Origin of the sequence: Flavobacterium sp. (genome assembly GCF_027531705.1) — a bacterium.
In the GTDB taxonomy this organism is placed as follows: Bacteria; Bacteroidota; Bacteroidia; order Flavobacteriales; family Flavobacteriaceae; genus Flavobacterium.
In genome coordinates, this window is record NZ_JAPZSP010000008.1 from 100737 (window position 1) to 118329 (window position 17593).

At 29.8% G+C, this 17593-nt stretch carries 16 protein-coding genes and 1 tRNA gene; 6 read left to right on the forward strand and 11 right to left on the reverse strand.

Annotated elements, in window-relative coordinates; all coding sequences use genetic code 11:
• Positions 1 to 16: 16 nt before the first annotated feature.
• The 5 genes from O9267_RS03635 to O9267_RS03655 form a co-directional block, all read right to left on the reverse strand.
• Positions 17 to 2029 carry a S41 family peptidase gene (locus O9267_RS03635; protein ID WP_298176081.1) on the reverse strand — a complete coding sequence of 671 codons (2013 nt, stop codon included), beginning with the start codon at positions 2027 to 2029 and terminating at the stop codon, positions 17 to 19.
• A gap of 13 nt (positions 2030 to 2042) precedes the next feature.
• Positions 2043 to 3989, reverse strand: a complete 1947-nt coding sequence (locus O9267_RS03640; protein ID WP_298176084.1) for a S41 family peptidase — start codon at positions 3987 to 3989, stop codon at positions 2043 to 2045.
• Between the two features lie 97 nt (positions 3990 to 4086).
• Positions 4087 to 4629, reverse strand: coding sequence for a DUF3575 domain-containing protein (locus O9267_RS03645; protein ID WP_298176088.1), 543 nt, complete (start codon positions 4627 to 4629; stop codon positions 4087 to 4089).
• A gap of 4 nt (positions 4630 to 4633) precedes the next feature.
• Entirely contained in the window at positions 4634 to 5716 is a 1083-nt protein-coding gene (gene gcvT / locus O9267_RS03650; protein WP_298176090.1) for a glycine cleavage system aminomethyltransferase GcvT, read from the reverse strand.
• A gap of 386 nt (positions 5717 to 6102) precedes the next feature.
• A tRNA-Arg gene (locus O9267_RS03655) sits at positions 6103 to 6176 on the reverse strand.
• Positions 6177 to 6245: 69 nt separating this feature from the next.
• On the opposite strand from O9267_RS03655, the gene O9267_RS03660 reads away from it, so the two are divergent.
• Positions 6246 to 6758 (forward strand): adenine phosphoribosyltransferase, encoded by a 513-nt coding sequence (locus tag O9267_RS03660; protein WP_298176092.1) that lies wholly within the window; start codon positions 6246 to 6248, stop codon positions 6756 to 6758.
• Here O9267_RS03660 and O9267_RS03665 read toward each other — a convergent pair.
• The 4 genes from O9267_RS03665 to O9267_RS03680 form a co-directional block, all read right to left on the reverse strand.
• Positions 6755 to 6895, reverse strand: a complete 141-nt coding sequence (locus O9267_RS03665; RefSeq protein WP_298176095.1) for an SsrA-binding protein — start codon at positions 6893 to 6895, stop codon at positions 6755 to 6757. The two genes, O9267_RS03660 and O9267_RS03665, sit on opposite strands and share 4 nt — an antisense overlap.
• Before the next feature lie 282 nt (positions 6896 to 7177).
• Positions 7178 to 8806 (reverse strand): M56 family metallopeptidase, encoded by a 1629-nt coding sequence (locus O9267_RS03670; protein WP_298176097.1) that lies wholly within the window; start codon positions 8804 to 8806, stop codon positions 7178 to 7180.
• 3 nt (positions 8807 to 8809) lie between these two features.
• Positions 8810 to 9166, reverse strand: coding sequence for a BlaI/MecI/CopY family transcriptional regulator (locus O9267_RS03675; protein ID WP_298176100.1), 357 nt, complete (start codon positions 9164 to 9166; stop codon positions 8810 to 8812).
• A gap of 143 nt (positions 9167 to 9309) precedes the next feature.
• Entirely contained in the window at positions 9310 to 10242 is a 933-nt protein-coding gene (locus tag O9267_RS03680) for a hypothetical protein (RefSeq protein ID WP_298176102.1), read from the reverse strand.
• A 140-nt stretch (positions 10243 to 10382) separates the two neighbouring features.
• Between O9267_RS03680 and O9267_RS03685 the strand changes: the two genes are divergently transcribed.
• On the forward strand, positions 10383 to 10952 hold the full coding sequence (locus tag O9267_RS03685) for a hypothetical protein (protein ID WP_298176104.1): 570 nt from the start codon (positions 10383 to 10385) through the stop codon (positions 10950 to 10952).
• Here the strand turns inward: O9267_RS03685 and O9267_RS03690 are convergent.
• Positions 10947 to 12182: an MFS transporter gene (locus O9267_RS03690; protein WP_298176107.1), complete on the reverse strand. Its 1236-nt coding sequence runs from the start codon at positions 12180 to 12182 to the stop codon at positions 10947 to 10949. The genes O9267_RS03685 and O9267_RS03690 overlap by 6 nt on opposite strands.
• A gap of 84 nt (positions 12183 to 12266) precedes the next feature.
• Here O9267_RS03690 and O9267_RS14600 point away from each other — a divergent pair, with 84 nt between their 5' ends.
• Together O9267_RS14600 and O9267_RS03695 are read left to right on the forward strand one after the other, a co-directional pair.
• Positions 12267 to 12404, forward strand: coding sequence for a hypothetical protein (locus O9267_RS14600; protein WP_366521977.1), 138 nt, complete (start codon positions 12267 to 12269; stop codon positions 12402 to 12404).
• A 30-nt stretch (positions 12405 to 12434) separates the two neighbouring features.
• A complete protein-coding gene (locus O9267_RS03695; RefSeq protein WP_366521979.1) occupies positions 12435 to 12869 on the forward strand; it encodes a DUF1684 domain-containing protein in 435 nt (144 codons plus the stop codon).
• A gap of 27 nt (positions 12870 to 12896) precedes the next feature.
• Here the strand turns inward: O9267_RS03695 and O9267_RS03700 are convergent, their stop codons facing one another.
• Positions 12897 to 15986, reverse strand: a complete 3090-nt coding sequence (locus tag O9267_RS03700; protein WP_298176109.1) for an SBBP repeat-containing protein — start codon at positions 15984 to 15986, stop codon at positions 12897 to 12899.
• A gap of 156 nt (positions 15987 to 16142) precedes the next feature.
• Here O9267_RS03700 and O9267_RS03705 point away from each other — a divergent pair, with 156 nt between their 5' ends.
• A complete protein-coding gene (locus tag O9267_RS03705) occupies positions 16143 to 16796 on the forward strand; it encodes a TatD family hydrolase (protein ID WP_298176112.1) in 654 nt (217 codons plus the stop codon).
• 22 nt (positions 16797 to 16818) lie between these two features.
• Positions 16819 to 17535 (forward strand): tRNA threonylcarbamoyladenosine dehydratase, encoded by a 717-nt coding sequence (locus O9267_RS03710; RefSeq protein ID WP_298176116.1) that lies wholly within the window; start codon positions 16819 to 16821, stop codon positions 17533 to 17535.
• Positions 17536 to 17593 lie beyond the last annotated feature (58 nt).

The window sequence follows — 17593 nt, forward strand, 5'->3', positions numbered from 1 at the left end:
AAATTCTGTAAAAATCTTATTTCAAATCGCCAATAATTTTTGTGGCTTCAAAAATCGTAAAGTTTGTTTGGATATTTTTGATGTTAACATTGTTAATATTTGAAAAATAGTCACTGTTTTTATTCTTTTCTAAATCAAAACTAGTATTTGAAATAGTAAAATCATACTCATTTTCGCTTAAAATTTTTATTTCTTTCCAAAGTGATGCATAATTGTTTAAATAATCAAAAACAGATTTGAAATTTAGTTTAACAGGCTCTAAATTATCACCAAAAATCGTATTTATTTTAGTCTTTAGTTTTGTTATTTTCTGAATACTTGCATCGGTTTTGTACTTAGTAGTATAGGTTTTAATAATTTCCTTTTGTTTTTCGCTTAAAGGATAACTTTTATTATCAAGATAGCCGGCAATACTTTCGTTTTTTAGTGCTGTTTTAGCGTTTTTTTCTCTTGTAAACTGATCATCAAAAACCGAAGGAATATTGATAGTCGGATTATTACCAGAATATTGACTACTTTTTCCGTTGACTCTATAAAATTTTCCAATTGTTATTTTAATAAAATCGTTTGATTCATTTTTTAGTTCAAAAATATCTTGAATACTAGTTTTTCCATGCGATTTTGTTCCAACAACCAATGCCAAGTTGTAATCTTGCATTGCATTGGTAAAAAGTTCACTTGCTGAAGCAGAATAGCCATTAGTAATGATTACAATTGAGCCATTAAAAATTGCTTTTGATTTCTCATTTGGAATTAGCACAGGTTCATTTTTTGCATACCTAATTATTCCTAAAACAGGTGCATTGATAAATAGATTACATAGCTTAAATGCTTCTTGCATCGAACCACCTGTATTGTTTTCGAGATCAATTATTAGACTGTTTATCTTATCTTCTTTTAGTTTTAAAATTTCTTTTTTTACATCATCACTTACATTGGTTTTTCCATTTTCAAATTTGGAATAAAAACTTGGAATTTTTATATAACCAGTTTTATTGCCTTTATAATCAATAATATAACTGTAAACACTATTTTGATAATCACGCATTAATTGCTTGAACAATTCTACCGAATAGATAGAGCCACTTTTTTTTCTTAGAGTGAAAATAGCATTTTTTGTTTCAGATGATTTTAGTTTTTCATCTATAATTTTATTATTGCTACAATTAACGGCATATTCAACATTGTCAATTTTAATTTTTTGAATGATATCGCCAACTTCAATTTTATCTGAAAAATAGGCAGCACCGTTGGGAATAATTTCAACTACTGATAATTCATTTTTTTCACTAAGATTGGCATTAAATCCGAATGAATAATTGGAAGAACTTAATGATGATAAGAAATCTGACTTTTCACTATTAGAAAAAAACATAGTATGCGGATCAAAATAGGAGCAAAAGACATTGTAAAAAATAGAGTTGAATTCGGTTTTTTCAATTAACATATTTTTTGCTTCGCAATCGTAATTTTCAAGCACTTTTACTTTTGTTGAATCGGCAATTTGCTTAAAAACAGTGAGTAACGAATCTTTGTTTGTACTAGTTTGAGATATATCGGTTAACAAATTAAAAAGAATTCTTTTTTTGTACAATAATTTTAGTTCATTTTCACTTTTGCGGTAAGGAAGTCTTTTTTTGCTAAACGAGATTACTTCATTGCTTGAATAAGGAATTGATTCTTTCGTAATCCATTCAATAATAGATTGATGTCTAGCTATGGCTTTACTATAGGTTTTGTAAATGAGCTCCAAAAAAGAGCAATTTCCATCTTTTATATAATTGTCAATTTTGAATTTGTGTTTTTTCAATTCAACAATTTCGGAACTAATAAATAAGGAGTTGTTTGGGTCTAATTTTTCTAGAAAAGTATCAAAAACATAAACCGATAAACTATCATCAATTGGTTTTGGTTTAAAATGATTTTCTTTAATTAGTTTTGAAATTAATGATAACGTTTCACATGGATTTTTATCGCTTTGGGCAATACTAAAAATAGGGAATAAGAGTAAAAGTAGTATTTTTTTCAAACCTTTAATTCGTTTATTTTGAATTAGTTGTTAGAATATCAAACAAAATATTGGACGCTTCAATAATTTGTATATTTTGTTTGATTGCTTTTATTTTTTCTTTGTTCAAATTCAATAAAAATTCATCTTTTTGTATAAGATTATTGTCATAAGCTGTCGGTTGAATTGCAATTTCAACTTCTTTTTTTGAAAAATCTTCCACTTGTTTCCATAATGAATTTATTTTTTGAACTTGATTGAAAACAGTATCCAAATTCAATTTCAAATTCGGAAATTTATCATCGTACAACTTATTAATTTCAACATTTAGATTAGAAATTTCTTTGATGTATGAATTGCTATTTAATCTTTCTTGGCTTTTATCTAAAATACTTTGTTTGTTGCTAAAATCGAATTTTTTGAACTTCGCATTTTTCTTGATAAAATCATTTTCAATTGCTGTTATATTGGTTTTTTCTCTTGGAACTTGCTTGTCAAAAAGTGTAGGAATAGCAACATCTGGCACAATACCAATATTTTGATTAGTTTGCCCTGTAATTCTATAAAATTCTTCGATAGTTAATTTTACAAACGACTCATTATCATACGTTATAGGATAAATTCGTTGCATGCTTGCTTTACCATAAGTTGTGCTACCAACAATGATTGCACGGTCATAATCTTGAATGGCATTGGTGAAAAATTCGCTTGCAGAAGCTGAAAAACCATTTACCAAAACAACAATTGGTTCGTTATAATAAACACCAACTGGAGCTGTTTTTACCACTTCAAATTTTCGTTCTCTATCCGCCATAATGGCAATTGGTCCTTTTTTGATAAAAGTTTGTGTTAGACGAATAGCTTCACCCATAGAACCACCACCATTATTTTGTAAATCGAGTACCAAACCAGTAACCTTGTCATTTTTTAATTTCGAAATTTCTTCCAAAACATCGTCCGTTACGTTAGAAAGCCCATCTTCAAAAGTGGAATAGAAACTTGGGATTTTGATATAACCCATTTTTGTTCCATCTTTTTCGATGATCATGCTGTAAACATTGTTTTCAAAGTCTTTTAGCAATTCTTTAGACAATTCAATTGTATAAACTTCACCACTTTTTTTACGAAAAGTAAATTCCGCTTTTTTGATTTCGCCCGATGTAAAAACTTCTTCAATTTTCTTTATTGATGAACATGCAATTGTAAATTCATCTTCTTTAACCTTAACTTTTACAACCGTATCTCCATTGCTGATTTTTTCCAATTTGTAAGCTTCACTTCCTGTAATAACTTCATCTACAGTTAATACATTATCATCTGACAGCGAAATTTGAATACCAAAACTATAATTGTCGGAACTTACAGTCGATAAAAATTGGGATTTTTCAGAAGGCGAAAAATAATCGGTATGTGGATCAAAATAGGTGCAAAATGTTGAGAAAAATAACGATTCAAATTCTTTTTCAGAAAGCGTATAGTCAGAAGTTTTGCATTCGTACGATTCTATGATTTTATTTTTTGAATTGGTTGCAATTTTATCAAAATTGGCAATAATGGAATCTTTATTGGTGCTAACTTCTGAAATGTCTCTTAAAACATTGAACAGCACTCTTTTTTGATAAACATATTTTAAATCTTTTTCATCTTTAGAATAAGGAAAAGTTTTATTCGAAAAAATAATGGAATCTTTGCTAGAAAAAGCAAATGGTTCAGCTTTAATTTCGGCAATTATTTTACTAAATCGATCAATACTTTTAGAATAGCAAGTATAGAATTCTTTCAGAAAACCGCAATTTAACTTTTTGATGTTATCATCAATGTTTTGCCTGTTTTTCTTTAGTTCCTCAACTTCAGGAGCAAGAAATAAAATGGTGTTTTCGTCTAATTTTTCTAAAAAAGTGTCGAAAACATAAACCGATAAACTATCATCTATCGGTTTAGGTTTATAATGATTTTCTTGAATGAGTTTATTAATCTGCAATAAAGTTCTACACGCATTTTTATCGCTTTGTGCATATGAAATATATGAGCATGTAAATAATATAATAAGTGCGATATGCTGTTTAAAAAAAATAGAATTAAAATGCATAGCCAATTCCTAAATTGAATCTTAGAAATTTAGGTAGCAATACCAAGCCAGAATTTTCATTATCAAATTCATTAATTTCATTTATTGGTAAAATTATATTGCCTCCAATGGCTATATCTAAAGTTAAATTTGTTTTCTCATTTTCTAATAAAAAAAACTGATAGCCACCTAATCCTCCAATTCCAACAACCTCTATTTTATTATCAATGTTATAAACTTGGCGATCAAATTTTATATAATTTAAAACAGGAGCAGCAATGTAAAATCCATTTAATTTTCTTTGGTTAAAAATATAGTTACGCATCCTATATTCTATTCCTAATTGATTGTATTTTTGGTGACTGTCAAAAGAAGGCGCTTTGCCTGTTAAGATTACAAATTCATGACCAGTATTCCCTTTTTTATTTGAAAATTCAGCGCTAATTTCAATTCCGTTTAAAGGAATCATGAGGGCGTTGATTTTTAAAACTTTATTTTGAGAGTAGGAAGTTAAATAAAACAGAGTTAGTATAGTTGATAAATAGCTTTTCATGTAATTACTTTTTATAGAATGGCATTTTTACAACCTTAGCTGCAATTTTTTTATCTCTGATGAGAATGTAAATTTCAGAATCTACAGCTGAAAATTCAGTTTTTACATAACCCATTCCAATTGCTTTTCCAAGACTTGGTGCTTGCGTTCCCGAAGTTACGATTCCGATGTTATTTCCGTTTTCATCTACAATTTCGTAGTCATGACGAGGAATTCCTCTATCAACCATCTCAAAACCAACTAATTTACGAGAAACACCAGCTTCTTTTTGAGCTTTTAAGTTAGCAGAATTAGTAAATTCTTTATTGAATTTGGTAATCCAACCCAAACCAGCTTCTAATGGAGAAGTTGTATCGTTGATGTCATTTCCGTACAAACAGAATCCCATTTCTAAACGCAAAGTATCACGAGCAGCAAGACCAATTGGCTTGATTCCGAAAGCTGCACCAGCTTCAAAAACTTTGTTCCAAACTTGTTCAACTTCTGAATTTTTGCAATAAATTTCAAATCCACCAGAACCTGTATAACCAGTTGCCGAAATAATTACATGCTCAATTCCAGCAAAATCAGCTACTTCAAAATGATAATATTTGATAGCAGACAAATCAATTGATGTCAATGATTGCATAGCTTCAACTGCTTTTGGTCCTTGAATAGCTAGTAATGAATAATCGTCAGAAAGGTTTTTCATTTCAACACCCAAATCGTTGTGTTTTGAAATCCAATTCCAATCTTTCTCAATATTTGAAGCATTTACGACAAGTAAATATTGCTCTTCTTTTATTTTATAAACAATTAAATCATCTACAATTCCGCCATCAGCATTAGGAAGACAAGAATATTGTGCTTTTCCAATTTCAAGTACTGCAGCATCATTAGAAGTTACTTTTTGTATCAAAGCAAGCGCATTTTCGCCAGTCAAAAGAAATTCTCCCATGTGCGAAACATCAAAAACGCCTACTGCATTACGAACGGTTTCGTGTTCTGCGTTTACGCCTTCATATTGAACAGGCATATTGTAACCTGCAAACGGAACCATTTTTGCTCCTAAACCTTCGTGAATGTGTGCTAATGCTGTATTTTTCATTGTTTGTTTGTGTATAGTGTTTGTGTGGCTAAATTATTGAATATTTATGAAATAAAAAAACCAGTGTTTATATTGAATTTAATAGACTGAATTAACTTCGTTTTTCCAGAATGAGCTCCGTAGTGGTAATGAAAAGTCTTTTTCTATCAGAGTTTTTTATTTTTAAGTTTTTTACGAATTGGATTTTGTATTCAATTTATTTGTTATTTTGACTGGATTAACTTCGTTATTCCAGAATAAGCACCGTAGTGGTAATGAAAAGTCTTTTTCAATCAGAGATTGAAAAACTTTTTTTGTGACTATTTTTTTTTTTTTTGAGTAAACTCAATATTAAAAAATAGCCACAAAAAAAGCTCTGATGGGAATCAGAGCTTTTCATTCTTAAGTGACCTCGACTGGATTCAAACCAGTAACCTTCTGAGCCGTAATCAGATGCGCTATTCAGTTGCGCCACGAGGCCTTTTTGTGGGTGCAAATATAGTTATAATTGCTTAACTTGCAAACCAAAATTAATTTTAAAGTAAAAAAAATGCCACTTAAAAAATACATCCGTGATATTCAGGATTTTCCGAAGCCTGGAATAGGTTTTAAAGACATAACTCCATTGCTAATTGACCCAATTGCGCGTAAAGAAACGTTAGATTTATTACTTTCAACAATCAAAAATCAGAAAATAGACAAGGTAAAAGGAGTAGAGAGCAGAGGTTTTTTCTTCGGAATTTTATTAGCTGAAGCTTTAAATGCTGGTTTTATTCCAGTAAGAAAGCCAAATAAATTGCCATACGAAACCATTTCTGCCGATTATGATTTAGAATATGGTACCGATACTTTAGAAATTCACATTGACGCCATTAAAAAAGGCGAAAGAGTTTTAATTCATGATGATGTTTTAGCAACTGGTGGAACTGCAAAAGCGGTTTGCGAATTGGTGGAACGATTAGGTGGTGAAATTGTTCAATGCAATTTCTTGATGGAATTAAGTTTCTTAAACGGAAGAGAAAAATTAGGAAGCAAAAATATTTTCGCAGCCATAACGTACTAATTGATTGCTCGGCACGTTACATAATAACGCCAACCAATAATAGCCATTTGCCATTTTTTTGCTTTGGCTAGATCCAATTGTTGTTTGGTAAAACTAGGCAGAATTAGTTTGTTTAGTTTTGCTAAAAGTTTAAACATTGTAAAGTTTTTTACAAAAATAGAAAAGACTACTCAATTTAAGTAGTCTTTTTTAGTTATTAACGTGAGTTAGATATAAAACCAAAAAAATATTCACCTTTTTACAAGAATTGCACAAATTGACACGAATTGAAGATGAAATAATTACACCAATTGAATCTGATAAATCAGATTTTAATTCGTGAAATTTAAAAATTAAAATATATTTCGTGTAAATTCGAGCAATTCGTGTTTAATTTTAAATAGCTTATATCGAACTCACGTTTATTAACAAATCAGAGATTAATTATTGTTCTTTTTATCTCGTAAAGCTTCTCTCTCCGCATCTTGTTTGTCTCTTAAAGCTTCTTGGTAATTCTCCATTTTTTCGTTGAAAACTTCCATTTCAGCTTCAAATTTTCTCATTTTTGCTTCAAATGCTGACATATCTGGTTGCATAGCTGCCATTTTTTTGGAGTAAGCTTCCATTTGTGCTTCATATTTTTTTATTTCATCACTATTTTCCCATGCCTTAGCAAATTTTTCCATTTCTAACTCATATCGTTTCCAAGCTTTGGTATCGTTTGGATCAGTTGGAATTTTAACATTTGGTGTTTCAGGAAATTCAGGTGCTTCTGGAGCTTCTGGCATTTCAGCCATTTCAGGAGCCTCTGGTGCTTCAGGTGCTTCGGGCATTTCAGGAAAATCTGCGTATGCAACAGCATCAAAATAACTTTCGCCATCATTTGAACTAAAGTTTAGTGTGGAAACTCCATTTTTTTCTTTTCTAGCTATGAATTTAAATGGTTCAATCGGTTCGTCACTTTCAACGATATGATTTCCGTTCGTGTCTTTATGATTGTTCCAAATGGCAGTAATACTTGTAATTTCGCTTTTTGAATTACGTTTTACATTTTTAAATTCCATTTGGATACCATACTGTTTCTTTAATGTTTTTGAAATTTCTTTCAATTCTTTGTCGCCAGTATTTTTGTCAATAATAGCTTCAGTTGTAACTTCATAAGTAGTTTTTTCAACTGTCGATTTATTTTCTTTTTCTTGTGCTTGTACTTTTATTTGAAATAAAAATACAAATCCGACCAATGCTGGAATGATTAAGAAATACTTCCAAGAATTTACTTTTTTTGATTGATTTTTGTTTAACATAACAATTCGTTTTTTGATTAATGATTGATAAAAATTATTGGTAATCGGAAAGCAATGTTGATCAGTCACTACTTTCAAAAGCGTAAGCTGGTACACTTTTTTGTCTTCTATATTTTGAATTGCTTTTTGGTCAGCAATGAATTCTAAATTTTGTAAAATCGCTTTTTTGTATAACCAAACAAACGGATTGAACCAAAAAACGGAGCAAAATAATTTTGCAAGTAAAACATCAATTGAATGCTTCTCACGACTGTGCACTTTTTCATGATTTAAAATAGTGTTTAGTTCAGTTTCCGAATATTTATTTGAATTAAAAACAATGTATTTGAAAAATGAAAATGGATTAATTTCTTCTTTTACATCAACTAGCGCAAATGGTTTATTTACAATAACTTGCTTCTTATTTAAAAACTGAAATAAAGAAAGCAAATGTGTCAAAATTCGGAAGACTAAAAACAAACCAATTATGCCGTAAACTATCCAACCAATTTGCATCCAATCAATCGTTTCAGTAGGAGTAATGGCTTGAATTGGAGATTTTAAATTCGTATTTATTGGATGAAAAGTTGCAATAGGTTTTGGTTCGACAAAAATGATTTTGGTTATAAAAAATAAAGGTAAGACAGCAGATGTTAGTAATCCACTTACTAGAAACCAACGATTACTTGTAAAAAAAGTTTCTTTTTGCATAAACAAAATATACGCCAAGTAGAACATTGCAAGCAAACCACTTGATTTCAATAAGTAAATTAGTAGTGCGTCCATAACTTATTTCTTTTCGATTATTGCTATAATTTCTCTTAATTCTTCTGCCGATATTTTTTGTTCTTCGGCAAAGAATGACACCATATTTTTATATGAATTATCAAAATAGTTCTCGATTGCTGTATTCATGAAACGTTTTCTGTATTCTTCCATTTTTACAATCGGATAATATTGATGTGTATTTCCGAAGGCATTATAACTTACAAATCCTTTTTCTTCTAAATTTCTTATAATGGTTGAAAGTGTGTTGTAATGCGGTTGATCTTCTTTGATTTCTGCCATGACTTCTTTTACAAACGCTTTTCTAAGACGCCATAAAATTTGCATGATTTCTTCTTCTTTATTTGTTAACTTTTGCATGATTAAAATTTTACTGTGACAAACATACAACTATATTTTTAGTTACAAAACTATTTTTATAGTTATTTAACTATTTTTTAAGTTTAGTAATGTTTTGGTAATAAAAAAACCATTCTGAATTTGAATGGTTTCTTTTGATTTTATTATGCTTTCTGCGTTTTGAGGGAGGATTTTGCTTTCTCCAATTCTTTTTTGGCTTTTTGCATTTCTTCTTTAGCTTTTAACATTTCCTCTTTGGCTTTGAGCATTTCGTCTTTTGTTTTTTCTAAATCGTCATCATTTGATTTAAAATCTCTTTCAATTTTAATTTTGTCACCTTTTGAATTAGGAAACATATTTTGCATTCGTTCCATTTGTTCTTTGATGTTATCCATCGAATCTGAATCGAAATTGAAATTGAAACTTTGTCCGTTTCCTAAACCTTCAATACGATTATTTTTTTTGATTTCTTCAATTTCTTCTTGTGTATAATCTTCTGCTCCTTCAGTTACTTCGCCATCTTCAATAACAAGTGGTTTTTTTCCGTCTTTTTTGATAATAATTTTCGATTTTGATTGTCCAAATGATTGTCCGTCAGGAAAACTAAAGTTGAATTTTTGAGGTTGTAAACTATCATTATCAAAGTTAAAATTGAATTGTTTCATTCTATCACCACCAAAATTATTGAAGAAATCATTGCTTGCAATCATATCATTTCCAGATGGTTGTCCAAATCCAACTTCGTTACCTTGTTTGTAAAATTTAATTGTATTTATCGGGTTGAGATTATCCAATTGCATTGAACCTTTGTTTCCATGCTTGTCAAAATACTCCATTTTTATGGCAGTAATTTCACCTTTTGAATTTCTTTTAACATTAGAATATTTAATTGTTACACCATGCTCAGCAAGCGCTTTGATATCGTCTTTCATTTCGCTTTCTGGTGTGTTTTTGTTCCAAGTCATATAAATATTGTCTTTGGAAGCATTGTCATTATTCCAGGAAAATTTATTTCCTTGAGCTAGCAAATTTGACTGAAATAAAAAGGCAAAAGCCACTAGTAAAGTCAGTTTTAAACTATTTTTTCTGAGTAACATAACCTGATGATTTAATTATTGATTGATTTTATTTAAAATTTATAACAAACTTAAAATTATATTTTTTTTGACAAAAAGGGTTTTACAATTTTTTAACTTATTTAAGTGAAATTTATGATTTTATAAAAATTGATTTACCTTTGAAAAAATACTTTAAACGATTGAAAACCTATAATAGAACCAATTTTCACAAGCATACTTTTTGTATTTTCAAAGAAGTTGATTTCAATGAAATACAAGAATTAAAATGTAATTATCAAAGCAAATCGGGTAGTAGTTACTATTTTACTGAAGATGGTGTTTATCGTTATTCAAATCATTGGGGACGAGCTGCCAATTGTAAATGGAGATTAGATTCGAATCCTAAATTACAAGCCACAAATTCCAATAGAACAAGATTAGGTTTTGCAAAATGGACTGGTTTTTATCCCGAAAATGATTTTGAAAAATTATATTTTATCGAAGTTGATTATCAAAATAAAACGGCTAATTTTTATCACAAACAAAGTGAGAATTTCAACAAAGATAAAGTTGTAAGAACTTCAGTTGAAACTACCAAATTGCTTAAACAAATAAGAACTTTATTAGAAGAAACCGCTTGGGCAAAACATTTGAATGTCGAAAATATTGAAAGTGCAAGAAAAGAAATAATAGAACAACTAATAACTACCAATCAATCATTCCAGGAAATTAGACGAAACTATCTATAAATCGGATTTTAGTAATTTTTCTTTTTCAACTAATTGCATAACCCAATATCCTGCAGATGTTCCAATCAAGCCTAAAATCCCCATGAAAAGCCAGTTCATTTGGTAGCCAAAAGCATTAACAAATCCCATACCAATTATAGCACTTAAAATATGTGCTGCGCTAAAACACATTGTGAAAATTGCCATATATCTTCCTTCATGACCTTTGGGAGCACGACTCATTGCAAACGAATTGGAGAATGGAAAGGCTAACATTTCGGCAAAAGTCATAAACAACATCATGATGATCAATATTCCAGCCCAAAAGTTTAGCATCATTAAGAACATACTGATTGCCATCAAGAAACATCCAATTGAAACTATTTTTACTTTATCTAATTTATTGCGTTCTATATAGCTAACAATTGGCATTTCTAAGAAAAAAATCAATACACCATTTAAGGTAAGCAGTAAACCAGTTTGAAGTTCGTTTAAATCAAATTGTATTTTGTGATACAATGGAATTGTTGTGAATAATTGAAAAAATAATATGCCCGTAATCACGCACATAAATAGGAAAATCCAAAACGGTTTGTCTTTAAAAACAGATTCTCTACTAGCTTCAAAAAGTGCTTTTTCTTCTTTGGATTCGGCTGGTTTCTTTTTTTCTTTAACTAATAGCCAAAAGATTAAAATAGCAGCAATACAAGTTGCACCATCCGCCCAGAAAAGACCTTTATAACCAATATTCATGATAATCAATCCACCTAAAGCTGGTCCAGCTGCAAATCCGAGATTGATTGCCAGCCTAACTAAAGTTAATGCTCGCGTTCTATTTTCAGGTTTGGCATACACATTTAGCGATACAAACATGGCGGGACGAAACATATCAGCAACTACCATTATTAGAAAAATGCCAATGCAAAGACCAATATAGCTCGTAATATATTGCAAACCAAAGAACATCAAACCGCTAACAAACAAACTGAAAATCATTATTTTATAAAATCCAATTTTGTCTGATAATTTACCACCAAGCCATGATCCAACCATTGAACCAAATCCAAAACATATCAATACATCTCTAATTTGAGGTAAAGAAAAATGCAAATCATCGTTTAAATATTTCGACAAAAACGGAAGTACCATTGTTCCTGCTCGATTTATAAAAGTCACGAGCGTAAGAATCCAGATTTCTCTTCTGAAACCTCTGAAATTGTTGATATACTTACGAAAAGCGTTTTTAAACATGGTTAGATTTGTTGTTTTGCAAATGTAGAATTTATTACGTTGTGGCTTTACAACTTTTAAACTATTTTTGTAAAAATTAATAGCATGAAAAAACTTCTTTTTATAATTAATTTTCTTTTCCTTTTTGGAGCAAACGCACAAGAAAAATGGACAGAAGAATCAGCCAAACTTTCACAGGAACAATTAAATAAGGAATACGCAACTGTTGGCGAAAGTCCATAGACGGATGAAGATTTGGCAGTTTTTAAAGGTTTGGATTTCTTTCCTATAAATTCAAAATTTGCAGTTGAAGCTACATTTGTTAGAACTGAAAACGAAAAGGTTTTTAAAATGAAAACTTCTACCAATAGACTTCCAGAGTATGTAAAATATGGCGAATTTCATTTTACAATTGATAATGTTGACTATAAATTGAATGTTTATCAAAATATTGATTTAACTAAGAAAGAAGGCTACGAAGATTATCTATTTCTGCCATTTTCAGATTTAACTTGCGGAAAAGAAAGCTACATTGGCGGAAGATATATTGATATTAGAATTCCAAAATCTGAAACTATTATTATTGATTTTAATACAGCTTACAATCCATATTGTGCTTATAATCACAAATATTCTTGTCCGATTGTTCCATTAGAAAACGATTTGAATATCGAAATTAGAGCTGGTGTAAAAAAGTTTCATGACTAAACTTTAAAGCTTATATCAATTTTCAAATTATTTTTTCATTGTAAAATGACTTTTAAATATCTTAGAAATTCCATTTTCTAAATATTCAATTGAAAACCAGTAATCGTCTGATGGTAATTCGTGTCCTTCAAATTTTCCGTCCCAACCATTTTCGTTTGAATTAAATTGTTTTATTAACTTTCCGTATCTATCAAAAATAGTTACAAGCATTGGGTCAAAATTGTTTGCACAAGAAATATTCCAATAGTCGTTATAAGTATCATTGTTTGGAGTAAAAAATTTTGGATAGCCATAAATAAAGATGTTTATTGGGTCAGAAACACTACAGCCATCTATGCTTTTCACTTTTATTTCATGGTTACAGCTTTGTACATTTTTAAAAATATTTTCTAATTGAAAATTTGAATTATCTAAACTATATAAATAGGTTCCTTTGGGTAATACATTTATTTCAAGGTCATTTATTTCATCACTAAATGGATATAATTGATTGGTAATTGTTAATGTTTCAACAGGATTTACTTTAACAGTAATTGTTTGTCCAATATCGCAACTATTTGAGGGAGTAAAAATATAGCTACCACTTGATATATTACTAATAATTGGCGGAGACCATGTTCCAGTAACACCATTTGGAGAAGTGTTAAGTAATGTTGGTGCTGTTTCACCTGAACATAAATCTGGTATTGCAGCAAAATTTGATGTTAGTGATGGGTTAACAGATAGTATTCCATTTGAAGTTATTGGACTGCATCCATCTCTTAGGCTAACAGTATAATTGAATAATGATGATGCTGAAGGAATTCCACTGATAGTAATAACATTTGCAGACCAACTTCCTGTTACACCTGATGGCAAGCCACTAAAATCTGCTCCTGTTGCTCCAGTTGTAGAGTAGGTAATAGTTTCAATTGGTGAATTGACACACAAAGTTTGATTTATAGTGTTTGCATTAGAAGTCAAAATTATTGAGGGAATTTCATTCATACATATTTTGGTAACAAATGCATCTGTAGAAGAACCAAATTTAGTTGTTTGAAAAACTCCAGCAGTTATATCAAAATTTGATGATGCTGTATAACCTGTAATATAGGCATTGTTTGTTGAGTCAATGACTATTGAATTACCGCCATCGTCTCCATTTCCACCAATGTAAGTAGAGTACGAAAGTGAAGTTCCATTATTGTTTATTTTTGTTGCAAAAACTTCTTTTCTTATCCCAGTAATAGTTGTTTGTATAGCGCCAGGAGTAACATCAAAGTCATTTGAATTTGTTACACCTGTTATATATGCATTTTCCATCTGATCAAGAATTATTGAAATTCCATTTTCATCATTATTCCCACCAATAAGTGTAGAATAAATCAAAGAAGTCCCTATGTTATTGATTTTAGTTACAAACACATCATTTTTACCTCCAATGTTTGCTGTTTGAAAAGCTCCAGAAGTAACATCATAATCTACAGAGTTAGTATTTCCAGTGATATATGCATTTTTTAAAGAATCAATTGCTATTGAACTTCCTATATCATTACCCAATCCTCCTATTAAAGTAGAAAAAATCAAATTACTTCCAGAAGTATTTAGTTTGCATACAAAAGCATCTTTGCCACCATTATTTACTGTTTGATAAGCTCCGTTTGTTATGTCAAAATCTATTGAATCGGTTGATCCAGTAACATAAACATTATTTGAAGAATCAAGTGCTAAAGTAGTGCCACCTTCACTACCTTGTCCGCCAATAAAGGTTGAATAAATTAGAGCCGTTCCTGTTGAATTTAATTTGCTAACAAAAACATCACCGTTTCCGCCAGCATTTACATTTTGAAATACTCCCGAAGTAGTTTGAAAATCTGCTGAATTTGATAAGCCAGTAATGTATGCATTATGCATTGAGTCAATAACAATTGAGTTTCCAAAATCCCAATCAGTTCCTCCTAAATAAGTAGAATATAGTAAAGAAGTACCTGTTGGGTTTAGTTTGCATACAAAAACATCATAGCTACCAAAAAAACCAGCCTTGGTTGTTTGTATAGCATTTGAAGTTACATCAAAATCAAAAGAAGTTGTATTGCCGACAATATAAGCATTACCTAGTTCATCAACTTTAATGCAATTGCTTACATCATCTTCATTTCCGCCAATGTAGGTTGAATATAGTAGTGTAGTTCCGGAAGAATTGAGTTTACTTACAAAGGCATCATAATTTCCGCCATCATTTACTGTTTGAAAAGCTCCTAAAGTAGTGTCATAATTTATAGAAGATGTCCACCCTGTAACATAAACATTATTTGAAGAGTCTATAGTTAATGAAGTTCCAACATCATCATGATTACCACCTATGAAGGTTGAATAGAGTAGTGGGTCAATAATTAATTCTTCATTTTTATTATAATTTTCTAATTTAATTTTCCAATTGTCTTTAATTTTTATAAAGGTTGCTTCAACTTTGTTTTTCTTACTTTTTTGATAGCAATATAAGTCTGAATTTTTCGCTTCTCCAAAACATGTTTCAAATACTAATTCATTTTTTTTATTTAAGTAAGTTTCTTTACTGCTTCCATCAATACTGAATGATATTTGGTTAGGATCAGCATTTGGCTGAACAATATAATCGTAACGCAACAAACCATTGTCAAAATAGTATCTCATATCAATACCATTATAAACTTCTTTTAAAATAATTTCTTTATATAATCCAACATTGGTAGCATGTTTACTCGAATTCTTTCCGATAAAATAGTTGTAATGATTAGTTAGTTTTTGTTTGCCCTCGGTATGATTTGTTTGATTATTTCCTTTGTGTATATACCCGATTCGATGACCAATTTGTTTTTTCTTTTTATAAGTAAGATCATGAGTAGAATAATCTTCATTTAATTCATTTTTATAAAACTCATATTGCATTCCATTTTTTGTAATCCAAACATTCAAGCCGCCCATTTGAGTTAGATACAATACATCGCTAGACCATTGCCCTTTATTTTCTATAAAATAATGGTTATCAATGTTTTTCGAAAAATCCAAAGAAGCATTTATTGTTGAATGTGTTTGACTTTTAGCAGTTGCTATAACTGATAAAAAGAATATATAAAAGATAAGCTCGTTTTTTTTCATATATTTTTGCTTTGTGCTAATTTAACTTTTTTATTTAATGTATGAAATTTTTGACGAGTAAATTTCAAATTATACTGTTTACATACAAATTAATAATATAGTTAAGTTCTAATTTATTGCTATTTTTGCATCAAAAATTAATATTACTTTTTTTTAATGCAATTCATCAATCTTCATACACATCAATTCACGAATGATTCTAGCATTTTAGAGATTGTCAATCAATATCCGTGGGAATTTGACGAAACAATTTCAACATATTCTATTGGAATTCATCCTTGGTATATTAACGAAAATCGATTAGAAAACGATTTGAAATTGATTGATGAAAAGTTAAAATCAAAAGAATGTTTGGCACTTGGAGAATGCGGATTAGACAAACGAATTGAAATACCGCTTGAAATTCAAAAAGAAGTTTTTATAAAACAAATTTTAATAGCCGAAAAGCACCAAAAACCATTAATTTTGCATTGTGTTGCTGCATTTCAAGAAGTAATTGAAATTAAAAAGCAGTTGAAAGTTAAAGTTCCAATGATAATTCACGGATTTTCAAAAAATGAACAAATAGCAAAGCAATTAATTGATAACGGATTTTATATTTCATTTGGAAAATATTTAATGCAAAAACCTGAATTAAAAAGTATTTTTCAATCCATTCCAAATGATAGATTTTTTCTTGAAACAGATACTATTATTGAGCCTTTAAACGAAGTTTATCAATTAGCAGCAGATTACAAAAACATAAAATTAACTGAAATAATAGAAACTGTAAATAACAATTTCACTACAGTTTTTAAATCTAATATCTAATATAAAAATTTACAATTTATAAATGGCAAAGTGGCAAGAAAGAGCAGAACTCTTATTTAAAGAAGAAGGATTAACAAATTTAAAAAAAGCAAATGTTTTAGTGGTTGGACTTGGCGGCGTTGGATCATTTGCAGCCGAATTTTTAGCAAGAGCAGGCGTTGGTTCAATGACGATTGTAGATGGTGATACGGTTGATATCACCAACATTAACAGACAATTACCAGCATTGCATTCAACAGTTGGTTTACCAAAAGTACATGTTGTTGGAGACAGATTGATGGATATAAATCCTGAGTTGAAATTGATTCGTGTGCAAGAATTTCTTTCGCCAGAACGAGCTTTTGAGATTGTATCTGAAGAGTTTAATTATGTTTTAGACTGCATCGACAGTGTTACACCAAAATTAAATTTGATTATCGCTGCCAAAAGAAAACGTGTAAAAATAATTTCATCAATGGGCGCTGGCGGAAAAATGGAAGCTTCAAAAGTAAAAGTTGCCGATATTACCAATACTGTAAATTGTATGTTTGCCAAAACCATTAGAAGAAGGTTAAAAGAACATAAAATTGATAAACTAAAAGTTGTTTTTTCTTCTGAAATTCAAGACGAAACAAGTTTGAAAATGACAGATGGTTCAAATTACAAAAAATCTTTTTACGGAACAAATAGCTATATGCCAGGACTTTTTGGGTTATATGCAGCAGAAACGGTAATTAGATATTTAATAAAGAAAGTTTAGGAGTTTAGAAGGTTAAAGTGTAAACTTTAAATCTTCTAAACTTTTAAACTACTAAACT